Genomic DNA, 22,885 nt, shown 5'->3' with positions numbered 1-22,885 from the left:
CAAAAGTTATTTTAACTAGTAGTATAATAAAAGGTTTATGAAATGAAACTATCACCTCAACGCGGATTTCCACATGTGATGCGCATAATTGTTCCGGCAATATTAGTGCTACTTTGGCTTGTTGGTGCTGGAATTGGGGGCCCCTACTTTGGAAAAATAAGTGAAGTCTCCACCAATGATCAAACCCTTTATCTCCCAGAATCTGCCGATGCCAGCCAGGTGCAGCAAAAACTGGGGGAGTTCAGGGACTCTGCAGATATTCCAGCAGTTGTGGTTTTTGCCAGCGACACTGCCCTTAGCTCAGAGCAGGTAAGTCAGCTCAATGTAATTCTGGAACAGCTCAACAATGTTGCAGGAGTAGCACCTGGATCATCACCCTTAATTCCTTCCACCGATGAGCAAGCTGTAGAAGCTTTTGTTCCCATCTCCACCGGGGCTGAAGTGGGGGACACCGTAGCTGAGATGTCTGAGATCCTGGCGCAGGAAACTCCAGCGGGATTATCTGCTTATGTCACCGGACCCGCTGGTTTTGCGGCCGATCTTGGTAGTGCCTTTGCCGGAATTGATGGATTGCTACTCATCGTGGCGCTGGTGGCAGTTTTTGTCATTTTGATCTTTGTGTACCGATCAGTGCTGTTGCCCATAATGGTCCTCGCCACTAGCCTCTTTGCGCTGAGCACTGCCATCTTGGCGATCTGGTGGCTGGCAAAATGGGGCGTTCTTCTGCTTAGTGGTCAAACTCAAGGCATCTTATTAATCCTGGTTATTGGCGCTGCCACCGATTATTCGCTGCTTTATGTGGCGCGCTTCCGCGAGCAACTAAAGGTTCATGCCGATAAATGGACCGCTAGCAAAAATGCCATTAAAGGCTCGGTGGAGCCGATTTTGGCTTCAGGCACCACAGTAATTGCTGGTCTTTTGTGTTTGCTGCTAAGTGATTTGAAATCAAATAGCACCCTGGGGCCGGTGGCTGCCATTGGCATTATCTTCGCCATGCTGGCGGCACTTACGCTGCTGCCCGCCTTACTTCTGCTGGTGGGTCGAGCTGCTTTTTGGCCCAAGGTGCCACGTTTTGAACAACATGCTCCAAGCCAAAAGGCACCAGAAGACTTTGGTGTGTGGGCACGGGTTGCTGCCGTGGTACGCCGCCGTCCGCGGACCATGTGGCTCGCCTCGGTGTTGATCTTATTGGTGGGAGCTGCAGCTCTACCTCAGCTTAAGGCTGATGGCGTACCACAGTCTGAGCTGATCATTGGGGAATCTCAGGCCCGCGAAGGCCAGCAGGTGCTGGGCGAACACTTCCCGGGTGGTTCCGGCAGCCCTGTTTATATCTTGGCCACAGAGGCTGATCTGCCAGCCGTATCGAATCAGCTTTTGGCCAATCCGCACTTCCCGCAAGTCGCGGTAAGCAGTAAGGAGGCACCCGGCGGGGCGGCGTCGATAAGCGGTTTGGGTAGTGCAATGGCACCCACCGTGGTGGACGGCCAAGTATTGGTGCAGGCCACTCTTGATACCGCGCAGGATTCCGAACATGCCCAGCAAGCGGTGCGGGAACTGCGGAAGGATTTTGCCCAAGCGGGGCTAAATGTGCTGGTTGGCGGCGTAACCGCGACGGCAATTGATACTAATAATGCAGCAATTCATGATCGTAACCTCATCATTCCAGTGGTGCTCATCGTGATTTTGCTGATTCTGATGGTGCTGCTGCGTTCGGTGGTGGCACCGGTGCTACTGGTGCTCACGACGGTCTTGTCTTTTGCAGCGGCGTTGGGCATATCGGCGCTGGTCTTTAATGAAATCTTCAATTTCCCCGGCGCTGACCCCACCGTTCCGCTCTATGGATTTGTATTCTTGGTTGCATTGGGTATTGATTATAATATTTTCCTGGCGACCCGCATCCGCGAAGAAGCGCTGCACCACGGCACGCGCGCGGGCATTTTGCGAGGTCTCGGCGTTACCGGCGGCGTTATCACCTCCGCTGGCCTGGTGCTTGCAGCCACTTTTGCCGCGCTATCGGTGATCCCGATCCTCTTCCTGGTGCAGATCTCCTTCATCGTCGCATTCGGCGTGCTCCTTGATACCTTCCTGGTCCGCGCCTTCCTCGTGCCCGCGCTCTTTTATGATCTGGACGCGAAGATTTGGTGGCCGGCAAAAATCTCAAAAACCACGCTTGTCGACGACTCCCTCCCGCACCAATCCACTTAGGGTGCTGCCAAGCAGCCCCCGCTGACTCAGCCGCTGCTGCGGCGGCTGAGTTTTCCAGGCGGCGGTAATGCTGTGAAAACCGCGTTTTAAACGGGTGACTAATTGTGAACCACCTTTGAGCGCCCGCGCATCCATGGTGAGCAGCAGGTCCTGTTGAAACCAGATGGTTTCCTGGGGGCGCACGGCAAAAGAGAGCTGGATATCCTCGTGAACCTCAGTGTCCGCTAGATCGAGTTTGTGGTGGACTTCTTCCCACCATGTTTTTTTGATGCAGCTATTGGAGCCAAAAAGCGGATAATGGCCCAAGGCGCTACCCACCGAAGAACGGTAGATCCCCAGGTAGAGTTTGCTTAAGAGTTTCCCTTTAAAGCCTGGAATATCAAAAACTCCACTGCCGCAAATACCCACTACCTTTCGGGGTGCCGAAGGCTGGTAGCTTTCTACGCGATCCCAAATTGCGTGGAGGCGTTGAATAAAGTCGGGCGGCAATGTCACATCCGCATCAATACGCAGCATCACATCTGAGGTTGCTGCCTGAAAACCAGCGGCACTAGCCCAGGTAATCCCGCGCCGGGGTTCGTTAATGAGTCGAGTATTAAAGGCTGCGGCCACCGCCGCCGAATGATCGGTGCTGCCATTATCAACCACCACAATTTCATCGGCGTGGATGGTTTGTGCCTGAAGTGACCGCAAGCATTTTCTGAGCAGCTCAGCATCGTTGAGGCAGGGGATAACCACGCTGAGGGTGTGGCGGGGATGTGGGGAAGGCATGATGTCCATTCAAATAGTAACCTAGAGGAAAATATAACTATTAGACTAGTTTAGGTGATGGGGTGGAGCACGCAATGGCTTTAACAATAATCTGGGTGCGTGATGATCTGCGGATTGCCGATAACCCCGCATTGGATTGGGCACGTGCGCACGGGGAGGTGGCCGCGGTTTTTATCCGGGAACAACACCCACAGGTACGTCCCCTAGGTGCGGCAGCGAAGTGGTGGCAAGAGCGGAGCTTGTACTTTTTTGAGGCAGCACTAGCAGCGCAAGGCATGAAACTGTGGCGCCTGGAGGGCGATCCTACCCAGCTGTTGCCTGAGTTGGTGGCCTCGCTGGGAGCTTCTGCCGTGACCTGGAATAGGCGCTACCACCAGCCTTTATGTTCTATTGATGCAGCTATTAAAGCTCAACTTGCTAGCGCCGGGATTGAGGTGCGCAGCCATGCGGGGTTCTTGCTTAATGAACCATGGGAGATAAAAACTGGACAGGGAACCTCCTATAAGGTTTTTAGTCCCTTTGCCAAAAAGGCTTTTGAGCAGGCTGAAGTGCAGGCCCAAAGCTTTGTGGGAGGGCGCGAGGTTGAAGCTGGCACTGGTTTTGAGCCTGGTGTTGAGGCAGGTTTTGAAGCGGGGCCGGGATGGCAACAGCAATTGGCTGCAGCATGTCACCCGGGGGAAAGCGCTGCCCAGCAGAAACTAGCTGACTTTATTGAGTTTCTAAGTGCAGGCGGAGATTATGCAACAGGCCGCGATCATATGGAAGTGGCTGCCACCAGCGGGTTGTCTCCACATTTAAGATTTGGGGAGTTAAGCATTCACCGAGTCTGGTGGGAAATTTCCACGCGGGCTGACTCAGGGGAAATACACCCAGCTGCAGCTCGTGCCTTTCTTAATGAGCTGCTGTGGCGAGATTTCTCCTGGCACCGCTTATACGAACATCCCACGATGCACCAGCACAATATTCGCACCACCTTTGATAATTTTCCCTGGGAATGGGATGCCCAGGAAGCGCGCGATTTACGCTCCACGATGGAGGACCCACGTAAAGCCAGGGGGACAGGCGAATTTCATGAAGTATTTGCTGCCTGGCGTTCCGGCCAGACCGGCATCGCTTTGGTAGATGCTGGTATGCGTGAACTTTGGGCAACAGGCACCATGCACAATAGAGCCCGCATGGTGGTGGCAAGCTTCCTCACCAAAAATCTGCTAATCCATTGGCGCCACGGTGAGGAATGGTTTTGGGACACCTTGGTTGATGCTGATCACGCGGCTAATGCCTTTAACTGGCAGTGGGTTGCAGGTTGTGGTGATGATGCAGCACCTTATTTCCGCATCTTCAACCCAGAAACCCAAGCTCAGAAATTTGATCCTGAGCAAACCTATATCCGGCGCTGGATTGCAGAATATGGAACCCCTGCCTACCCAGCGCCAATTGTTGATCTGCCACAATCGCGCCGGGCTGCGCTAGCTGCATATCAAGCCATGGGCTAGCTGATTCGTGGTGTCTTAAGGCGATGGCGGGGTAGAGCGTGCCTGCTTAATGATATTGCGCACCATAAAGGGGAAAATGAAGGCGTGAAAAGGTGCTACTGCCCACCAATAAAGCCGGCCAGGTAGTCCCTTCGGTTCAAAAAGAGCTCGCTGGGTATAGGTTGATCCGCCGTCGGGATTGGCAGTGATATCAAAAACCAGCCAGGCGTTGCCATCAACTTTCATCTCCGCTTTAAGAACCAAGTGGTTGGGTTTTTGCAATTCCACCACTCTCCACCAGTCTAAACGGTCACCAAGCGCCAGATGGGAGGGGTCGCGCCTGCCACCAAGGCCTGGTCCGCCCACCAACTTATCGGCGATGCCTCGAACAGCCCATAATTTCGGCGCGGAGTACCAACCATGGGAACCTCCCAAACCTTCAATTACTGGCCACACTTGTTCCGCCGGTAGATCGGTGGTGGCTGTGCGGGAATCCTCAAAAATTTGGGTCCCTGCCCATTCTGGATCCGTTTCCCGAGCTTCCCATGCCTTTCCGATTTCACCCTGCTCCACGGTCCAGCTGCGATCCCAGGAGGTAGGTACGCCGCGAGAGTCCTGGGCATTGATAGCAAGTTTTACTGCGTCTCGATAATCAATAAAACCTTCTGCTGGGTCCGGGATAATATCCTGAATGCTGTGTTCCTCGCAGACTGCATCCTCAGCCATGGACTGGGCGAGAGGCAAGGCTAGTTCTGCTGGAACTGGGGTAACCAATCCAATCCAAAACCCCGAGAGTTTATCCATGGGGAGATCAAGGGGCAGGGAAAACACAAAACGCCTTAGCCCACGAATCTCGCCGTAAATCTTGAGTAATTCTGAAAATTTATAACGCTTTCCGCAACCAACATCGCAGGCCTGATTAATGGGCGAGTCTAAATCGGCAGCATGCACTAAATAATGCAGGGCATCGCGGATGGCCAAAGGCTCAATGTAGTTACTAATCCATGAGGGTGCGACCATCACCGGCAATCTTTCGGTGAGGTGCCGGATAATCTCAAAAGAGGCAGAACCGGAGCCAATGAGGGTGGCAGCTCGCAGAATAAGCGTAGGTACTGGGGATTTAAGGAGGATCTGCGCTACGTTCTCTCGTGAACGCATATGTTTGGATAGTTCCTCAGGTTGCATATTTCTGGGATTAAGCCCTGATAAATACACAATTTGCTGCACTCCGGCTGTTGCAGCGACATCTGCGATATTGCGGGCGGTGTGTGCTTCAACCTCTTCAAAGTCTTCATCTTTGCTGCCCATGGAATGGACGAGGTAGTACAACACATCCACATCTGCACATAGCTGAGCTACCTCGGTTTCTTTGCTGAGGTCTGCTTCAACCAACTCAACATCTTCATGCCAATCAAAACGTTTGAGGCTTTGTTTATTGCGGGAGGTGGCGCGCACACTGAACCCTGCAGCAAGTAATTCCGTAATTAGGCGCCCACCAACATATCCGGTGGCACCTGTGACTAAGACTCGACGTTGTGGATGTTCTGCCTGGTAGTTAAGGGTGGGGCTGGCTTGTGGATTCATGTACTTCATCCTTAAAGCTGGTTGGGATCCTTAAAGCTGGTTGGGGAGGCGAATGCAGGCGACGAACCTAGATGGCAAGAAAATAAAGCTTGTGCGTTTTTATGCTCCCTATGTTAACTATTGGTGTAGTATATCGGATTACTTAATATTTTGTGGTTGTTTTTCGAGGCAGTCACAAAACCGCACTCTGGCCTACCTGGAGGAGAGAAGGATTTGTTTCTTGGAAACTCCCCATGGAGTACACAAATAGTGAAGCCAGCATGTACCTCTAGCGCGGTGGAAAAAGAACTGTCTCACATCTTTGGGAAAATAATCCGCACCGCTGAGGGATATCATCCAAGTTTTGGCACGGCACTCAAGCTGGCAGCACTTTCAGCCCAGGGCGGAAAATTACTTCGCCCCACACTGCTCATTGACTTATACAGTGCACTTTCTGGAACTACCGCATCGACAATTCCCGGCGGTCAGAAGGATATTTGGCCACAGGTAGTAGACATTGCGGCGGCAATCGAACTACTCCACTTTGCCTTCCTTATCCATGATGATGTCATCGACGGGGATGTGATCAGGCGTGGAAGGCCCAACCTTATCTCCCTTTTCCTAGGCCATGATGAGGTAACTGTCCAACACGCTGAACGCAAAGAGTGGGCGAGTTCGAGTGCAATCTTGATTGGTGATCTTCTACTAACAGAAGTCCATCAAATTTTTGCGCGCCTCAACCTGCCACACCACAAACGCTTGGCGCTCTTAGATCTCCTTGAGCATTCCATCACTGAATCCATCATTGGCGAGTTTTTGGATGTGGGCCTAAGTAAAAAAGTCATCTCACCGCTGCCCAGTACCGTTAAAGAAATGAGTCAGCTAAAAACAGCGACTTATACCTTTGAGCTGCCAATGTGCAGCGCAGCTATTTTGGCCGGTTATAGCACTGAAAAAGGAGCGCAATTTGCCGACCTCGCCGCAGATTTAGGTCTACTCTTCCAATTGCAAGATGATTTCTTTTCCACCTTCGGCGACCCCAAAGAACACGGCAAGGATGAGTTATCAGATTTCAGAGAAGGCAAGGAGACACTGATTGTGGCCTTCGCCAGGAATACTGCCAGCTGGCCCCACATCGAACCCCACTTTGGAAATCAATACACCAACAGCGAAGATGTTAAAGAGTTAAAAGAACTTCTCAGTGAATGTGGAGCAGAAAAGTTTCTGAAAAATACCATCGCAGAAACCTCGAGAGCATGCAGGGATCAAATCCTAAAAATCGCTGCATTTACCCCAGCCGAAGTTCCAGTTTTACTAAATGCATTGGTGGATTCGCTCGAAGGCAGGCGCACATGAATTCTTCTTCTTTTCTTCATAAAGCGCTGTTGCGTTATGACCGCACCGCCACCAAAGCAGCAGACCAAGTTATCGGAACCTATTCCACAAGTTTCGGCATGGCTACCACTTTGTTAGCCCAGCCCATACGTCGCGATATTCGTAATCTTTATGCAGTGGTCCGCATCGCGGATGAAATTGTTGATGGCACTGCTACCGCGGGTGGAAATTCCGTGGCAGAGGTAGCTGAGATTCTGGACAATTATGAAAAAGCTGTCCTTGAGGCGCCACAGCAGCATTTCCATACCGACCTCATTTTGCAGGCTTATGCGGAAACAGCACGGCGCTGCCATTTTGATAATCAATTACTCACAGCATTTTTTGCCTCTATGCGCCGCGACCTGAATCAAAACACCTATGATCCACGCGAGTTTAAAGACTATGTCTACGGCTCTGCAGAGGTCATTGGACTCTTGTGCTTGAGCATCTTCTTACAAGATCAAGAAATTAGCCCAGAGCAGTGCAAACGGTTAGAACATGGAGCTCGATCCCTAGGCTCAGCATTCCAAAAGATTAACTTTTTACGCGACCTTAGCCACGATCAGAAAGAACTGGGTCGCTCCTATTTCCCAGGAGTAAAGGATTTTAATGAGACTGAAAAACAAGAACTCATTTTAGATATCCGTCAAGAGATTAGTGCTGCTCAGAAAGTAATTCCAGAACTTCCACTCCAGGCACGAGCTGGTGTAATTGCAGCAACTGAACTTTTTGCGGAATTAGTTAATCGCATAAACAACATCACCGCAGCAGAGCTAAAAACCAAAAGAATTAGCGTTCCCCAAAAAACCAAAATGTTAATCATCGTGCGTTCAGTACCCCAAGCCCTGAAGATGAGTATGGAGAAGAAACAATGACGCATTCACCATCACCCCAAGCAACCAAAAAACAACATGCTGTTGTCATCGGTGCTGGAATCGCAGGACTTTCCACTGCAGCCTTGTTGGCTAAAGATGGTTTTGCCGTCACCATCGTAGAAAAGAATGGGGAGGTAGGCGGACGCGCCGGGGACTATTCCGATCCTCACCACCCCGGTTTCCGCTGGGATACCGGTCCCTCGTGGTATCTCATGCCCGAAGCCTTTGATCACTTTTTTGAACTCATGGGTACAAGCACTGCAGAACAACTCGAGTTGAAACCACTCGATCCCGGTTATCGAGTTTTTTCAGGGGACCAGCAACCGGTAGATATTCCCGTGGGTAGGGAAGCAGCCATTGAGCTTTTTGAATCTATCGAAACTGGCGCAGGTGCCCAATTGCGCGAATATCTTGAAAGCGCTCAAGAAACCTACGATATTGCGATCAAAAGATTCTTGTACACCACTTTTAGCGCTCTGGGTCCCATTTTGCATCCGGAGGTTCTCAGTCGTGCCGGAAAGCTTCTAGTCCTGCTTTCCCAGTCCATGCAGGTGTTTGTTAACACTCGTTTCAAAGACACTCGTTTACGCCAAATCCTTAGTTATCCAGCAGTTTTCCTATCTTCAAGTCCAGATAAAACGCCAGCTTTGTACCATTTGATGAGCCACACCGATCTCATTCAAGGTGTGCAATATCCACTTGGCGGTTTTAGCGCAGTTGTTCAAGCATTCCACAAAATCGCAGTGGACAATGGGGTAAAAATTCGCCTCAACACAGCCGTCACCTCCATTCTGACCAGCACCAACAGCAGCACCAGTCCAGCGGCCAAGACCGGCGCAAAAACCAGCGCGAAAACCAAAGCTACCCATGCCACCGGCGTTGCTGTAGTTAATGAGGACGGCACCGCCGAGAATATTGCAGCGGATTTTGTAGTTTCAGGAGCTGATCTCCACCACACGGAAAACTTCTTGCTGCCACCTTCTTTGCGTACCTACCCAGAAAAGTATTGGGAAAAGCGCGATCCAGGAATTGGCGCAGTATTAGTGCTGCTTGGCGTAGAGGGAAAACTTCCGCAGCTAGAACACCATAATCTTATTTTTAGTGAGCACTGGGATGAGGATTTTTCTGTAGTTTTTGAAGGTCCCCGCAGCGACCGGCCACTTAATGCCTCCCAGTCCATTTATGTGTGTATGACGTCTGCAACAGATCCGGAGGTAGCACCCGCTGGTCAAGAAAACCTCTTTATTTTGGTACCCACCCCACCGGCAGCAGATCTAGGCCATGGTGATTGTTATGGGCATCAGCCATCACAGGCAGTACAAGATATTGCAGCGGCAGCCATTGTCCAGGTAGCGCAAAAAGTTGGCATTCCTGACTTTGAACAAAGAATTCTGGTGCAAAAAACCATTGGTCCGGCAGACTTCGTCGAGCGCTATAACTCTTGGCGAGCCGGTGCCATTGGGCCAGCTCACACCCTCAATCAATCAGCATTCCTCAGGGGACAAAATACCTCGAAAAAGGTTGCAGGTTTGTACTACGCAGGGTCTACAACAGTGCCAGGTGTGGGAGTACCAATGTGTCTCATTTCTGCAGAAAATGTGATTAAGCGAATCCATGCAGATACCTCACCGGGACCTTTAGCGGGGTTGGGCTAAACATGCTCCAATTCATCTACCTGGGTGCCTTGCTACTTTTTAGCGGATGCATGGTGATCTGCGATTTTAATTGGAAATTAGCCTTTTTTAGAGATGCTCGCAGAGCAACACTAGTTATCACCATTGCCTTCGTGGCTTTTCTGCTGTGGGATGGATTGGGAATTGTCACCGGTACTTTTTATCGGGGTCAATCCGACTTTATGACCGGAGTTGAATTAGCTCCGCATATGCCACTGGAAGAACCTATATTTCTCTTCTTCCTTTGCTACCTCACCCTCAATTTAAGTACTGCTGTAGCGCGCTTTTTAAAACTGCGCCTTCCATCAATAAAGGGGGAGAAATGACCTATCTGCTCATCAGCATTCCCTTCTTAATTTTTGGCACCACCATCTTCCTGCTCAAGCTGCGGCGCATTCCTAAACTGCTGGCAGTTTTCGCGATGACCGCATCAATGCTGCTGGTTCTCACTATTGTTTTTGACAATCTCATGGTGTGGGCAGGCCTTTTTGGATTTGGTGCCGGCCACCATTTAGGCATCATGATTGGCCGGATTCCCATTGAGGATCTCTTTTATCCACTTTTTGCGGCTTTGATCATCCCCGCATTGTGGCTGCCAGACCATCAGTCAACCCAAGATCCAACCAAAAGGGAAGGCAAAAATGAATAGCCTAAAAGTCATCTTTGCCGCCTCCAGGCCCATTAGTTGGGTTAACACAGCTTTTCCCTTTGCCTTGGCATATGTGCTTAATGGCGGAACCTTAGATTGGGTGTTTTATCTGGGCACGTTTTTCTTTTTGATCCCTTATAACATCGCGCTCTACGGCATCAATGATGTTTTTGATTATGAATCAGATATTAGGAATCCGCGCAAAGGAGGTGTTGAGGGAGCAGTAGTTGCAAAGAAATACCATGGGCTGCTGTTGTGGGCCTCGGTGCTCAGCACAATTCCATTCCTCATTATTCTTTTTGCTGTCGGTACTTGGGCTTCCGCATTGTGGCTGGCAATCTCTGTTTTTGCGCTCATTGCATATTCGGCTGCTGGTTTAAGGTTTAAGGAAAAGCCTGGGCTTGATGCGATTACCTCAGCTGCACACTTTGTTACCCCGGCTCTAGTCGGTGCGACAATGACCGGAGCAACCCCTACTCGTGATTTTTGGATTGCCATTGTGGCCTTTTTCCTATGGGGTATGGGAAGTCAAGTGTTGGGTGCGGTCCAAGATGTTATTGCAGATAGGCAGGCCGGTTTGGCGTCTATAGCCACTGTTTGTGGGGCACGGGCCGCAATCAGGATTGCCACGCTGCTTTATGCGGTCGCTGCGCTTTTAGTATTTTTTCTGCCTAATCCGGCCTGGGTGGTGGCTATCGCTGCGGTGGTTTATGTGATCAATTGTGGGCGTTTTTGGAATATTAGTGATGCCAGTTGTGAAAGCTCGCGCGCTGCCTGGCGGGTATTTTTGATCCTTAATTACATCACTGGGGCTCTGGTCAGCATCACTATTTTGCAGGCAGTTGTGGGCTTGATCTGAGGAGATGGCAGGTCCTAATTTTTAGGGTGATACATTTTTTCTAATGAGAACAGTTTTTCAATTAGTGCAGGATTTCCACAAAGAGGCCAGGGGAGCGGGCCTCCCAATCAAGTGGGGTCCAGCGCGCGGTGAACTGGGCGTTTTAGAATTTCCAGCAGATATCAACACCGCAGAAATCAAATATATTGCGCACACCAAGCTGCCTGCCACCGGCTCCAGCATGGAGGATCTGCGCCGCACCTGCGCCCTGCTGCAGCAACAAAGCACAAGCGCCGGTCCCACCTTCAACCCAGGTTTTGTACTCGGCCTCATCGACAACACCATGATCGAGGTTTATGGAGGCCTTGAGCAGCAGTGGTTTGAAGCCATTGCGCTGCTCATCCGCCCTGAGGTGGAGTGGATTGGCGTGCATGGCACGCACAAAATAGATATGCGGGTGCGCGGCGACGTGGGCGGGCTAGTTGCGGTTGCTGATGAGCTAGGTAGTTTGCTTGGCGACGCCTGGACCGTGGGAATTGCTCAAGAAAAACATAAACTTCTCTACTCCGGGGCAGCTTTTAATGCAGCATTTCTAAGTGATGCTGTGGACTTGTTGGAGCAGGGGAACGCAGCTATTGCACCTTTTGAAATTCGAGTTTTAAGCAATTCTCACATCACCATGTCTGGATTTTCTAATTACGCTCTTGCCGGTGATGCTCTTTCTAACGCCGCCAAAATTGCTCATCTGACACGTACTTTTTCGCATTGGCGCGCAGGTATAAATCCAGTGCTGGAAATAGCTATGGACTATGAACCAACACCACGCGCAGAACTTTTCCAGGTTGTGGAATCACAAATTGCGCCTGCTTTTGATGATTTTGAGACAATGCTGCGCATCGAGGTATTGGAAGCGGTTAATTCCTGAGATCTTCGCACTTAGTGGATTAAAAAGTGCCTGTGAGCAGGTGAACAGCGCATGAATGGCAACTTAACTGATTTAAATCAACTTGGGTGTTAAATGGGAACACCTTTCAGCTTTCCTCACAGGAAACGTTCAGGTTACTTCCATTTAGGTGTTCCATGCTTATTGGCATGAGCAATCAAACACTGTTGTCGGGGGTGAAAACCGCACCCCACCGTTTTAATAGGTACGAGATCAAGTACCTGGTCGCCGAAAGCGATGTTCCGGCACTTCGGGAAAAACTAAAGTCCCGGATGTATATCGATCCGCTTTCGCCTCCGGGGGGATACCGAGTTGAATCCCTCTACTTCGACTCCCCGGATCTGCGCTGTTATCAAGAAAAAATTGAGGGGCTGAAGTTCCGGCGCAAACTCCGCATCCGCACCTATGGAGATGGAGTTTTAACTCCAGAATCCACGGTCTCCGTGGAGATTAAACAGCGAGTCAACAAAGTTACTCAAAAGCGCCGGCTTGATCTTCCTTTTTTCCACGCACTGGCGCTGGGCGATAGCACCGGTGGTGCGGTAGGCGCACCGGTAGGCGTCGACAAGCTGCTTGAAATTGCCCCAGAAAACCAGCACGCATTGATCCGGGAAATGGCTTCATTTGCCCAGAACTATAAATTGCGGCCCATTGCCACCACCACCTATCGCCGCGAGGCATTTGTGGGTGTGGATACCGAAAGTGGTGCGCGCGTGACCATTGACCACGGTGTTGCTGGGCGGGACCGCGACTTTTTGCTGGGTCAGGAATTGGATGACCGTCCCACTGTGGACCAGCAATTGGCTGTTGTGGAAATCAAATGTGATGAGCGAGTTCCTTTTTGGCTCACCGATATGACAGCACAGCTGCAAATGTCAGTTATTCGCATGTCCAAATACTGCGAAACTATCGAAGCTTTTGACCGCCGCCCGGCTTCTGCCATGGGCGCTGTGCAACAAGTTTTTTAAACACTTAAAGAAAGAAAAATCGTGACTACTGATCTTGCCTCAATTTTTGATTTTCAGGACCTCTCCGGAACCTTCTCCGTGATCGACGTCCTGATCACCCTGGTACTTTCCTTCGTGCTGACCTCCATTGTGGGCGTGGTGTACCAAAAAACTCACCGCCACATCTCCTATAGCCAGTCCTTTGTTCAGACCTTGGTACTGGTCGGCATGGTCATCGCCATCATCATGTTGGTGGTTGGCTCCAACATTGCCCGCGCATTCGCCCTGGTTGGTGCGCTCTCGGTGATCCGTTTCCGTAATGCCGTGAAAGAAACCCGCGATGTGGGCTTCCTCTTCCTCGCCATGGCAATCGGCATGACCTGTGGTACCCGCTTTTATGTTTTGGCTATCGCTGCCACCGTGGTTGTCTGTGCTGTGCTGCTTATTATGTACCGCTTCGACTGGTTTAAGGCCAATATTCAGCGCCAGATCATCAAGGTGCAGGTACCTGCAGATGGCCTTGCAGACTCCGGTAAGTCCTATGCCGAAGAGGTTGAAATGATCCTTGCTGAACACTGCACCAGCTTCGAGTTGGTCTCTGCTGAATCTGTCCGCGGTGGCGCACTGACTGAATTCTTTTACACTGCCCAAATGCGCAACACCGTCAAGCCACATGAGTTGGTAGACAAGCTGCGCGATGTGAACTTTGGCCAAAAGGCAGCGGTGCTCACCGGCCATGATCAGACGGATGTGTAAACACCATGCCTATCTACCGATCTGCAAAATGGAGGATGAATAGACGCCTCTTTTTAGGAACCGCAGCCTCAATTGCCGTGGTGGGCGGAGTAATCGGAGGAGTACAGGTTGTTCCCTATATCTCCTCCCAAGAAGTACAAGCGACGGCCGCAGCAACCTCCACTATTGATGTGGGCGCAGGCAATGTGGATCTTTTTGATACCTCGGTGCAGCACGAAGTCTCCTTGCAGGTCTCCCAAGAAAACCTTGATGAGATGCTTGCTGATTATCAAGAGGACGGATCCAAAACCTGGGTTAAGGCAACCATCACCATTGATGGCGTGACCATTGAAGATGTGGGTATTCGCCTCAAAGGAAACTCCACGCTACAAAGCCTAAGTGGGGAAAGCCGCGGTGGCGCACCTGGTGCCGCTGCCACCGATGAGACCACTGAAGATGGTGAAGATGCCACTGCTGAGATGCCAGCCATGCCTGAAGGCATGGAGCTACCTGAAGGCATCACCGAAGAAGATATTGCCAATTTCCAAGCCCAAATGGCTGAAGGCGGCGGAATGGGTGGCGGTATGGGCGGTGGGGCTGGTGGCGGTGCAATGATGTCTTTGGACATCAATGACTCCAGCACCTGGCCCTTCTTGATCAGCTTTGATAAGTATGAAGAAGGTCGCGTGTACCAAGGCATGAGCCAGCTTTCCATTCGCCCTGGTACCACCGTGGTTAATGAGGCTTTGGCGCTAGCTTTGACCGACGCTACGGGACAAGCAACTCAGCAATCCAGTTTTATGTCCTTTAGCCTTAATGATTCGGCAACCACCACCCGCCTCATCATCGAGATTCCGGATGAAAACTACGCCGACAGTCTTGGAAATGGTGTGCTCTTTAAGGCCGATGCTTCCAGTTCCTTTACCTACCAAGGTGAGGATCAAACTGATTATGAGGGACAATTCACCCAAATTAACGATGAAGGTAATGGCGATATTCAGCCCATTATTAATCTCCTGAAGTGGTTGGATACTGCATCGGATGAGGAGTTTGATGCGCACTTGGCTGACTATGTCGATGTGGAAAGCTTTGCCCGTTATGTAGCAACTCAGAACTTGCTGGTGAACTCCGATGATATGGCCGGACCTGGCAAGAACTACTACCTTTGGTACGACTATGACACTGGTTTGATCAGCGTTGTTTCCTGGGATTTGAATATGTCCATGTCAGGTTCTACTGATGCAGGCCCCGATGATGAGGTCTCCATGGGAGGTGGCGGTGGCATGGGACGTGGCATGATGGGCGCAGATGCTACGGCAACTGACGCTATTGCTGATGCCACAACCGCTGATGCTGCTACTACCGATACGGCTGTGTCAGCGGACTTGCCTGCCGGTATGACTCCGCCGGATATGGCTGCTGGCACTGATACCACCGCAACTACTGATGAAGCTGCAGTTGCTGCCACGGATGAGGCTGCGGACACCCAGGTCCAGCGCCAACGTCCCGCAGGTATGGGAGAGGAAACCGATACTGAAGGTGGCATGGGCGGGGGCATGATGAGCGGAAATGAACTTAAGGAACGTTTCCTCGCATCAGATGCCTTCACCGAGATTTACGAGCAAGCCTATTGGGATCTCTATGAACAAATGTATGGTTCAGGAACTGCCACTACGCTTCTCGACGAAATCGCGGCGTCCATTCCAGCCCGTGATTCAGTTAGCGCTGAAGATATTGCAACCAAGGTAAGTACTGTTCGTGAGTGGGTTACTACACGAACGGAAGCCTTAAGTGCACTGCGGGATACAGCAGAATAAAGCTGCTTTACATCCAATTACTGCGTTTGAAGATCCAGTAGAGCAGCACGGTAAAGCCAACCATGGCAATGAGTGCCATGGGGTAGCCAAAGGCCCAGTGCAGTTCCGGCATGAGATCAAAGTTCATGCCATATATGGAGGAGATCAAGGTCGGGGCGAAGATAATAGCGGCCCAACCGGAGATCTTCTTCATATCTTCATTTTGGCGCTGGGCCACCAAGGTGGCGTTAACGCTCAGAATCTGTGACAGCGATTCGCGGTATTCGGTGACGCGAGTGTTGTCGCGGGTGAGGTGGTCGGCAACGTCATCAAGGTAGGCGCGAAGTTCTTCGGGCATACCGCTGCGGATGAAGTCTTTGTTGAGGCGCTGCACAACTTCGATAACTGAGCTGGTGGTGTGCTGCATATCGATAATTTCCTGGGACAGGTTATAAATACGTTCGGCTACGGCGGCGTCGCCGGAGAATACCTGACGTTCAATCTGTTCCTGGTCGATTGCGATACCGCGCAGCACTGGGGCAAAACCATCCACAATTGCATCGATCAACGCATAAGCCACCGCACGGGGTCCCAAACGCAAAAGCTCGGCGTCGCCAAGCAGGGTTCTAATCCGGGGGTCAATGTGCCTAACATCGCTGAAGTTTGAGGGGCTACTGCCATCAATCCACTGATTATCCTGGCACAGGATCACAATAGCCTGTGGCTTCATCAGGATGTGGAATTCGGCAAAATCCACTTCTTCGCGGGCGTCGATATAGCGTGCCGAGCGAATGGAAATAAAGGTAATGTCCTCATATCGATCCAGCTTGGGGCGCTGCTGGCCGATCAACAAGTCCTCCACGATGGTGGGGTGGAGGTCCCATGCCTCTGCCAGTTCTTCAATTGCTGGTTTGGAGGGAGCGGGATAGAGCGACATCACCATTCGGTTGGTGGCACCTTCGGCAAATACGAGGCCATCGGCTACCGTTGCTCCAAGTGGTGGACGCACTGGTACACCATCGGTGACATAACGGGTGAGGGGCGAAACCTCTTCTGGGGCCGGAGTGGAGTTGGGGAGATACCTCCGACGGAGCATATCGCGTCTGCGAATCGCCCCGTTGGTGTCGTAGTTTTTTGGCATTCTCAACTCCTTCATCATTTCGACCTGCTCATACTATTAAGCCAGTATCGTCGATAGTTTGGGAAATGACCTACTCAGGGCCAAAAAATACGGCATTTTCCCAACATAAAAGGTCATACCAAACATGCCCCAGGAAAAATTACACAAAAAGCTTCCGTGGGAAATCCTTTTAGGTTAGGCTCACCTTATGAAATTCTCGCCTAGCAAAACACTCAAAAATACTGCGACCATTATCGCTTTTTCTTCCATAACGCTGCTGGCAGCCGCATGTTCTGCCACTGATTCAAGCAGTCAAGCAGCCAGTGAGCCCGCGAGTGAGCCTGCCATGGCTCAAACTCGAGAAATTACTCATGCCCATGGTGTCACCGACGTTCCAGCCACTGCACAAAGAGTAGTTGTATTGGAGCCTGTGCAATTGGATACCTTGGTAGCACTGGGCACCATTCCTGTGGGAGCGGCTGTTCTGAATGAAACCACCGGTATTCCAGATTATTTGGGCGCAGAGGCACAAGATATTGCCATGGTGGGAACCGTTGCGGAACCTAATGTTGAGGCAATTGCAGCACTAGAGCCGGACCTAATTATCGGAACGGAAAGCCGTCATTCGGCACTCTATGACAAACTCTCCGCCGTGGCACCCACGGTATATATGGCTTCACAAGCAGACCCGTGGCAAGACAATGTAAAAATGGTGGCCAATGTTGTTGGCGATGAGGCCGGCGGAAGCGAACTCTTGGAAGAATATGAGCAGCGCTGTGCGCAAGTCTCCGAGGAAATTTCAGCACTGCACCTAGGGGAGCGGACAGCGCAGTTAATTCGTCCGCGCGACGCCATCTACAGCCTTTATGGCCCCACGTCTTTTGCCGGATCCACCCTGGAATGTGCAGGATATACCATCCCTGAGCATGATTGGGAGGATATTTCCCTGGATGTATCGGCAGAAAACCTCACCACTGCAGCAGCCGATCTAGTGTTGGTTACCTCAGCAACACCCACCCAAGAAGATGAGGTTATCCAAGGAATCCGGGAGGCCTTGGGCAGAGTAAACCCCGAGGGGCAGATCGCAGTGGTGGATCAAGCAATGTGGATTACGGGAGTTGGCCCACTGGGTGGACAAGCCGTTCTTGATGATCTCCTCAAGGTTGTTAAATCCGCACAGCCTTAGGATCACCGCAGCCCCACTAATCAAACCCCGGTCTATAGTGATCCTCGTGCCTGAAAGAACTCCATTAGCAAGAATCCCACTCAATCGCCTAGCAGTAATGGCGGTGATTATTGGTATTGGAACTGGTCTTTTTGTCGTAGCACTAAAACTGGCAACAATCGGTGTTGAACACCTCGTATATGGCGCTGACCACCTACACAATCAAAACCAGGTAGCTGGCATTTCACCACTACGACTGGCCATCACCATTGTTGTCCTCGGATTTGTGTCGTCCTGGGCCTGGTATTTTGTGCACCGTCCAAGCCCCGACAAGCAGGAAGACCAGCCCACGGAAGTATCGGTTGTGGGTGCCATGCGGGGCGAAAAGATGCCTTTCCTTCGGACCCTGGCATCGGCATTTTTACAGACCATTACGGTGGCTGCTGGTTCACCAACCGGTGCAGAAAATGCCCCACGTATCGCGGGCAGTTGGGTAGCGGAGAAATTTAGCAGTAGCTTGCAGCTGGATCTAGAAGCTCGCAGGATTTTGGTTGCAGCTGCTGCCGGCGCTGGTTTGGGTGCAAGTTTCCATCTTCCTTTGGCCGGAGTGCTTTTTACTTTGGAGGTGCTGCTGGCAGAGGCAACCACACGCGCGGTGGTGATCTCAATTATTACCACTGCCGTAGCCGTTGCTAGCTCGGGTTATTTTGTGGATACCCCAGATGTTTATAACGCGGTATCACTGACGGAAAGCCCAGGAATGCTGCTCAGCGCCCTCATTGTGGGTGCGGTAGCGGGGTTATGTGGCCACGGATTTTCCCGAGCCTCCAATAAGATGGCGGCGGCTGCGCCCAAAAATGCGCAGATTTTATGGCTGATGCCGCTGGGCTTTAGCGGGATTGCCGTAGTTGCTTATTTTTATCCCTTGAGCTTGGCTAATCCGCGCTGGGTGGCAGATACGATGCTTTCCGGTGGCTTGGTGCTGGGCACAATTTTATTGTTATTGGTGCTGCGTACGGTGCTATTTTTGGTGGCATTTAGGGTTGGCATGGTGGGTGGAAACCTGTTGCCCGCCTTCACGCTGGGTACGTTGGTGGGTGGCGGCGTCGGCACGCTCCTAGAGCCGGTGACCGGCGTGCCGGTGGCAGCTTTCGCATTGCTGGGGGCCGCGGCGTTTTTGTCCACAACGATGTCCGCGCCGCTTTTTGGTTTGATTGCGGCGGTGGAGTTTACCGATATGGAGCCGCAGGGTTATTTGTCTATTTTTCTGGCAGTTGCTGCGGCAATTATCGCCGTGCGCCTATGGCTTGTAATAACGCAAGGTAGGCAGGCATTTCCGGTCACCTACGCGAGCTGGACCGGGGAGCTTAAATAAGCTTTTCGACGCACCCCTGATGCTTTTGTTTCCAAATTCCTTAAAAATCTCTGAGTTTCTGCATCCAAATGCAAAATGGTGGTTAGAATTCATTTTGGTTTTAGGATTTACCCCTTATCGGCGATTGGTCCGATGGGGGAGGTGAGTAGCATATGCCCTCTGCAAGGTAATGAGGAAGAACAACGCCAAATATCCGGGAACGCAAAAAGCGCGAAACCAAAGATCGGCTGGCACAGGTAGCCACAGCGATGGCCTCCGAACGTGGAATTCATGGAGTAAGCCCAGCAGAAGTTTCCAAAATTGTGGGGGGTTTCCACCCGAACCTTCCACAACTATTTTGCCACCCGTGAGGACGCCGTAGCTCATCATATGAGCAAGGTCTTGGCATCCTGGCCCAACAATATTGCTGAGGCACCTGCTGAGTGGGACACCATCAAGGTGTTAGTTGAAACCACCGGGTCCAATATTGAAAGCGATGGTGAGGATGATTTCACCTATGCCGATGTCCTTATACTCTCAGGTACTTTGAGCAATCTGGGCAATATGAAACCCCATGATTTTGTGATCGCTAGTCTGCGTGGTGCAGCTGTGGCCTTATCCAAGCGCGCAGGTTTTGATGAAATTCAAAATGAACACTTGGTGATGGTGCACTTTGCCTGGCAGGCAGTTAGTGACGCAGTGCTGGGCGCACATGGGGCAGATGACCCTGAATCTGCTTTTATGCCATTGTTTAGAGCAGCCATCACCACCGTGGACCGCGTCCTGCGTGGGGGACTTTTTGAGTTCCCTGAAGGTGTTTAGCTCACCGCAACTGGGGTAGCGGTGCGAGCGGGTGCTTCCTCTTTTTGCACCCGCATCCACACAATGAAGCCCCAGGCCACGAAGGCGCCGTAGATGAGGTACAACGCTGCTGAAGGGTAATAACCAGCGATAAACAGCAGTGGTACGCCCACAATATCCACGCCAATCCAGATCAGCCAGAACTCAGTCCAACCGCGCGCCATGCCGTAGGTGGCCAAGATGGATCCCACAAAGATCCAGGCATCGGCCCATGGGCCCCAAGATCCTAGAGCTTGGAAGATCCAGGCAAAAACGAGGGTGCCCACTATGGCGACAATGATAATGCCGGTGCGTTCTTTGGCAGAAGCCCAACGAGGTTGTACTGCAGCGGCATTTTCTGATTCGGCGCCGGTGCCAGTCGTGTCTCCGGCTGCGAGGCGGCGGGTAGCCGACCACTGGTACCAACCAAAGAGGCTAACGGCGATAAACATAATCTGGCGGCCAGCCTGGCCATAAAGATCAAGGTTTTGAGGAGTGTGGAAGAGTCCACCCATAAAGACGGTGAACAAAAGAGCATTGCCCACAATGCCAATTGGCCAGGCCCACACTTTACGTTTCATACCAGCCCAGGCGGAAAGCAGGCCAAAAACATTTCCAATAATTTCGCGCCACAGGATGGGTACTCCACCGATCCACAGGGTAGCGTCGAGCAATTCAGTTATCGGATTCATGATTAATTCCCCTTAAGGATTTAAAGACATGTAATCCTCGGGGCTTGTCTTTCCGGGATTCTAAAAAGCACTTTCCAAAAGGCTTAGAGCCTCAAATAAAAATGCGATCTAAAAACCACGGTTCTCTTTCATCCGGACTATGACCGTCGGCTCCGGAATCACACCGGATCTGCTGACCTGCATCTTTTTAGGGATACAGCGCTCGCGGGCTTAGAAGTTTATATCGGATAAACTCCCATACCGCCGGTGGGGAATTACACCCCGCCCTGAGAACATCCCTCACTATAGTACTTTCCACGGAAAGTGTGAAGAGTCCCAATCACAGTGAATAAATGAACATCAGATGACAGGCTCATGAAACTTTTTCAAGACACCGGACACCGGGGCCAGACGCAACTACCGTGGCGGACAAGCCCATCAAAGGAGGACTTGTGACCATCACCTATCCAAACTTTCTTGAAAATTCTGCGCTGTCTAATGATCCAGAGCGCTGGGATAGGGAAGGGGGTGCACAAGTGGGAGAATCCTCAGAAAAGACCATGACCTATGTTCTAGATACCTCGGTGTTATTGTCTGACCCGGTCTCTTTAACTCGATTTGCCGAGCATGATGTGGTCCTTCCCATCGTTGTAATTACAGAACTTGAAGCCAAGCGCCATCACCCGGAGCTTGGCTTTTTTGCGCGCCAGGCCCTGCGCATGCTTGATGAACTCCGCGAAATCCATGGCGATCTATCCAAGCCACTGCCCATCGGTGAAGAAGGCGGCCATATCCATGTGGAGCTAAACCACCAGAATCTAGAATCCCTGCCCGTGGGTTTCCGCCTGGGCGATAATGACACCCGCATTTTGGCGGTAGCGAAAAACCTGCAGCAAGAAGGCCACAATGTGGTCTTGGTTTCCAAAGATCTCCCCATGCGCATTAAGGCATCAGCCAGCGGAATTGCCGCCCAGGAATACCGCGCAGCCCTGGCCCGCGATAGGGGATATACCGGCATCACTCACGCCAACATCACCGATGAGCAGCTCGGTGAACTCTATGAGGTCGGCGAGGTCAAGATCCCAGAGCTGGAAAACCTGCCCATCAACCACGGCTTTACGCTGAAATCCTCCAGCGGTTCTGCACTGGGTCGCATGAACACGCACAAGGTTATTGAGCTGGTTCCGGGTGACCAGCAGGTCTTCGGAATCAGCGGCCGCAGCGCCGAACAGCGCATTGCCATTGACCTGCTCAACGATGATGAAGTGGGCATTGTGTCCCTCGGCGGCGCCGCCGGAACCGGCAAGAGCGCCCTGGCCTTGTGCGCAGGTTTGGAGGCGGTGCTGGAGCGTCGCATTCAGCGCAAAATCATTGTCTTCCGCCCACTTTTTGCCGTCGGCGGCCAAGAACTCGGCTACCTACCCGGCGACCAGGATGAAAAAATGGGCCCCTGGGCCCAAGCGGTGTTTGACACCCTGAGCTCCATGGTCAGCCAAAACATTGTCGACGAGGCCCTGTCCCGGGGACTCATTGAGGTGCTGCCCCTCACCCATATCCGTGGCCGTTCTCTGCATGACGCCTTTGTCATTGTTGATGAAGCACAGTCCTTGGAACGCAATGTTTTGCTCACCATGCTCTCACGCATTGGTCAAAACTCCCGCGTAGTGCTCACCCACGATGTGGCCCAGCGCGACAACTTGCGGGTGGGACGTTATGACGGCATTGTCTCTGTGGTGGAAGCGCTCAAAGGCCATGAGCTTTTTGCCCATATCACCCTCCAGCGTTCGGAGCGTTCCCGCATTGCAGAGTTGGTAACTCAGGTACTGGATTCACCATCGCTCTAGCAGCATAAATAACAAAAACCCAGCAATTGTAGAAACACAGTTGCTGGATT

The 22,885-nt window shown here is 51.6% G+C and carries 20 protein-coding genes and 1 riboswitch; of the genes, 16 read left to right on the top strand and 4 right to left on the bottom strand.

Translation table 11 applies throughout. The features are described 5' to 3' along the window. Window positions 1-78 precede the first annotated feature (78 nt). The gene (locus tag SFC07_RS05915) at window positions 79-2,205 is read left to right on the top strand and encodes an MMPL family transporter (RefSeq protein WP_411207479.1); all 2,127 of its coding nucleotides are present in this window, start codon (window positions 79-81) and stop codon (window positions 2,203-2,205) included. Here the strand turns inward: SFC07_RS05915 and SFC07_RS05910 are convergent. After that, window positions 2,158-2,976 (bottom strand): glycosyltransferase family 2 protein, encoded by an 819-nt coding sequence (locus SFC07_RS05910; protein WP_411207310.1) that lies wholly within the window; start codon window positions 2,974-2,976, stop codon window positions 2,158-2,160. The genes SFC07_RS05915 and SFC07_RS05910 overlap by 48 nt on opposite strands. A gap of 74 nt (window positions 2,977-3,050) precedes the next feature. Between SFC07_RS05910 and SFC07_RS05905 the strand changes: the two genes are divergently transcribed. Further along, complete coding sequence (locus tag SFC07_RS05905; protein WP_411207309.1) at window positions 3,051-4,469, top strand: cryptochrome/photolyase family protein; 1,419 nt, start codon at window positions 3,051-3,053, stop codon at window positions 4,467-4,469. 15 nt (window positions 4,470-4,484) lie between these two features. Here SFC07_RS05905 and SFC07_RS05900 read toward each other — a convergent pair whose 3' ends face one another. Beyond that, window positions 4,485-6,032 carry an SDR family oxidoreductase gene (locus SFC07_RS05900; RefSeq protein ID WP_411207308.1) on the bottom strand — a complete coding sequence of 516 codons (1,548 nt, stop codon included), beginning with the start codon at window positions 6,030-6,032 and terminating at the stop codon, window positions 4,485-4,487. Between the two features lie 249 nt (window positions 6,033-6,281). On the opposite strand from SFC07_RS05900, the gene SFC07_RS05895 reads away from it, so the two are divergent. The 10 genes from SFC07_RS05895 (at window position 6,282) to SFC07_RS05850 (ending at window position 15,862) form a co-directional block, all read left to right on the top strand. Further along, the gene (locus SFC07_RS05895; protein ID WP_411207307.1) at window positions 6,282-7,367 is read left to right on the top strand and encodes a polyprenyl synthetase family protein; all 1,086 of its coding nucleotides are present in this window, start codon (window positions 6,282-6,284) and stop codon (window positions 7,365-7,367) included. Next, the gene (locus SFC07_RS05890) at window positions 7,364-8,260 is read left to right on the top strand and encodes a phytoene/squalene synthase family protein (RefSeq protein WP_411207306.1); all 897 of its coding nucleotides are present in this window, start codon (window positions 7,364-7,366) and stop codon (window positions 8,258-8,260) included. Before SFC07_RS05895 ends, SFC07_RS05890 begins: the two co-directional genes overlap by 4 nt. Continuing rightward, window positions 8,257-9,915, top strand: a complete 1,659-nt coding sequence (gene crtI / locus SFC07_RS05885) for a phytoene desaturase family protein (RefSeq protein WP_411207305.1) — start codon at window positions 8,257-8,259, stop codon at window positions 9,913-9,915. Before SFC07_RS05890 ends, crtI begins: the two co-directional genes overlap by 4 nt. 2 nt (window positions 9,916-9,917) lie before the next feature. Then, complete coding sequence (locus SFC07_RS05880; RefSeq protein WP_411207304.1) at window positions 9,918-10,259, top strand: lycopene cyclase domain-containing protein; 342 nt, start codon at window positions 9,918-9,920, stop codon at window positions 10,257-10,259. After that, a complete protein-coding gene (locus SFC07_RS05875; RefSeq protein WP_411207303.1) occupies window positions 10,256-10,582 on the top strand; it encodes a lycopene cyclase domain-containing protein in 327 nt (108 codons plus the stop codon). The genes SFC07_RS05880 and SFC07_RS05875 overlap by 4 nt, the downstream gene beginning before the upstream one ends. After that, a complete protein-coding gene (locus tag SFC07_RS05870; protein WP_411207302.1) occupies window positions 10,575-11,441 on the top strand; it encodes a prenyltransferase in 867 nt (288 codons plus the stop codon). The genes SFC07_RS05875 and SFC07_RS05870 overlap by 8 nt, the downstream gene beginning before the upstream one ends. Window positions 11,442-11,484: 43 nt before the next feature. Next, a complete protein-coding gene (locus tag SFC07_RS05865) occupies window positions 11,485-12,345 on the top strand; it encodes a hypothetical protein (RefSeq protein ID WP_411207301.1) in 861 nt (286 codons plus the stop codon). Between the two features lie 167 nt (window positions 12,346-12,512). Further along, window positions 12,513-13,331: a polyphosphate polymerase domain-containing protein gene (locus SFC07_RS05860; protein ID WP_411207300.1), complete on the top strand. Its 819-nt coding sequence runs from the start codon at window positions 12,513-12,515 to the stop codon at window positions 13,329-13,331. Between the two features lie 21 nt (window positions 13,332-13,352). Continuing rightward, window positions 13,353-14,066, top strand: a complete 714-nt coding sequence (locus tag SFC07_RS05855; RefSeq protein ID WP_411207298.1) for a DUF4956 domain-containing protein — start codon at window positions 13,353-13,355, stop codon at window positions 14,064-14,066. Window positions 14,067-14,101: 35 nt separating this feature from the next. Further along, complete coding sequence (locus SFC07_RS05850; protein ID WP_411207297.1) at window positions 14,102-15,862, top strand: CotH kinase family protein; 1,761 nt, start codon at window positions 14,102-14,104, stop codon at window positions 15,860-15,862. Window positions 15,863-15,869: 7 nt separating this feature from the next. On the opposite strand, the gene SFC07_RS05845 is transcribed toward SFC07_RS05850, so the two are convergent. Beyond that, the gene (locus tag SFC07_RS05845) at window positions 15,870-16,982 is read right to left on the bottom strand and encodes a magnesium and cobalt transport protein CorA (protein WP_411207296.1); all 1,113 of its coding nucleotides are present in this window, start codon (window positions 16,980-16,982) and stop codon (window positions 15,870-15,872) included. 187 nt (window positions 16,983-17,169) lie between these two features. On the opposite strand from SFC07_RS05845, the gene SFC07_RS05840 reads away from it, so the two are divergent. The 3 genes from SFC07_RS05840 (at window position 17,170) to SFC07_RS05830 (ending at window position 20,302) form a co-directional block, all read left to right on the top strand. Next, window positions 17,170-18,147, top strand: coding sequence for an ABC transporter substrate-binding protein (locus SFC07_RS05840; protein ID WP_411207295.1), 978 nt, complete (start codon window positions 17,170-17,172; stop codon window positions 18,145-18,147). 97 nt (window positions 18,148-18,244) lie between these two features. Further along, window positions 18,245-19,501 (top strand): chloride channel protein, encoded by a 1,257-nt coding sequence (locus tag SFC07_RS05835; protein WP_411207478.1) that lies wholly within the window; start codon window positions 18,245-18,247, stop codon window positions 19,499-19,501. A 300-nt stretch (window positions 19,502-19,801) separates the two neighbouring features. After that, window positions 19,802-20,302: a hypothetical protein gene (locus tag SFC07_RS05830; protein ID WP_411207294.1), complete on the top strand. Its 501-nt coding sequence runs from the start codon at window positions 19,802-19,804 to the stop codon at window positions 20,300-20,302. Here the strand turns inward: SFC07_RS05830 and pnuC are convergent. Next, a complete protein-coding gene (pnuC, locus tag SFC07_RS05825) occupies window positions 20,299-21,012 on the bottom strand; it encodes a nicotinamide riboside transporter PnuC (protein WP_411207293.1) in 714 nt (237 codons plus the stop codon). The two genes, SFC07_RS05830 and pnuC, sit on opposite strands and share 4 nt — an antisense overlap. 116 nt (window positions 21,013-21,128) lie before the next feature. After that, window positions 21,129-21,290, bottom strand: a riboswitch (FMN riboswitch). 153 nt (window positions 21,291-21,443) lie between these two features. Between pnuC and SFC07_RS05820 the strand changes: the two genes are divergently transcribed. Beyond that, complete coding sequence (locus SFC07_RS05820) at window positions 21,444-22,835, top strand: PhoH family protein (RefSeq protein ID WP_411207292.1); 1,392 nt, start codon at window positions 21,444-21,446, stop codon at window positions 22,833-22,835. Window positions 22,836-22,885 lie beyond the last annotated feature (50 nt).

This window comes from Corynebacterium callunae, assembly GCF_046592015.1.
GTDB lineage: Bacteria > Actinomycetota > Actinomycetes > Mycobacteriales > Mycobacteriaceae > Corynebacterium > Corynebacterium callunae_A.
The sequence above is the reverse complement of the archived record's forward strand: the minus strand, read 5'-3'. Positions and strand labels throughout refer to the sequence as shown.

Coding starts and splice junctions, on each gene's coding strand:
- SFC07_RS05900 (WP_411207308.1), bottom strand. CDS start 6,032: ATGAATCCACAAGCCAGCCCCACCCTTAACTACCAGGCAGAACATCCA.
- SFC07_RS05875 (WP_411207303.1), top strand. CDS start 10,256: ATGACCTATCTGCTCATCAGCATTCCCTTCTTAATTTTTGGCACCACC.
- SFC07_RS05880 (WP_411207304.1), top strand. CDS start 9,918: ATGCTCCAATTCATCTACCTGGGTGCCTTGCTACTTTTTAGCGGATGC.
- SFC07_RS05910 (WP_411207310.1), bottom strand. CDS start 2,976: ATGCCTTCCCCACATCCCCGCCACACCCTCAGCGTGGTTATCCCCTGC.
- SFC07_RS05890 (WP_411207306.1), top strand. CDS start 7,364: ATGAATTCTTCTTCTTTTCTTCATAAAGCGCTGTTGCGTTATGACCGC.
- SFC07_RS05905 (WP_411207309.1), top strand. CDS start 3,051: ATGGCTTTAACAATAATCTGGGTGCGTGATGATCTGCGGATTGCCGAT.
- SFC07_RS05915 (WP_411207479.1), top strand. CDS start 79: ATGCGCATAATTGTTCCGGCAATATTAGTGCTACTTTGGCTTGTTGGT.
- crtI (WP_411207305.1), top strand. CDS start 8,257: ATGACGCATTCACCATCACCCCAAGCAACCAAAAAACAACATGCTGTT.
- SFC07_RS05870 (WP_411207302.1), top strand. CDS start 10,575: ATGAATAGCCTAAAAGTCATCTTTGCCGCCTCCAGGCCCATTAGTTGG.
- SFC07_RS05835 (WP_411207478.1), top strand. CDS start 18,245: ATGGCGGTGATTATTGGTATTGGAACTGGTCTTTTTGTCGTAGCACTA.
- pnuC (WP_411207293.1), bottom strand. CDS start 21,012: ATGAATCCGATAACTGAATTGCTCGACGCTACCCTGTGGATCGGTGGA.
- SFC07_RS05860 (WP_411207300.1), top strand. CDS start 12,513: ATGAGCAATCAAACACTGTTGTCGGGGGTGAAAACCGCACCCCACCGT.
- SFC07_RS05845 (WP_411207296.1), bottom strand. CDS start 16,982: ATGCCAAAAAACTACGACACCAACGGGGCGATTCGCAGACGCGATATG.
- SFC07_RS05840 (WP_411207295.1), top strand. CDS start 17,170: ATGAAATTCTCGCCTAGCAAAACACTCAAAAATACTGCGACCATTATC.
- SFC07_RS05850 (WP_411207297.1), top strand. CDS start 14,102: ATGAATAGACGCCTCTTTTTAGGAACCGCAGCCTCAATTGCCGTGGTG.
- SFC07_RS05865 (WP_411207301.1), top strand. CDS start 11,485: ATGAGAACAGTTTTTCAATTAGTGCAGGATTTCCACAAAGAGGCCAGG.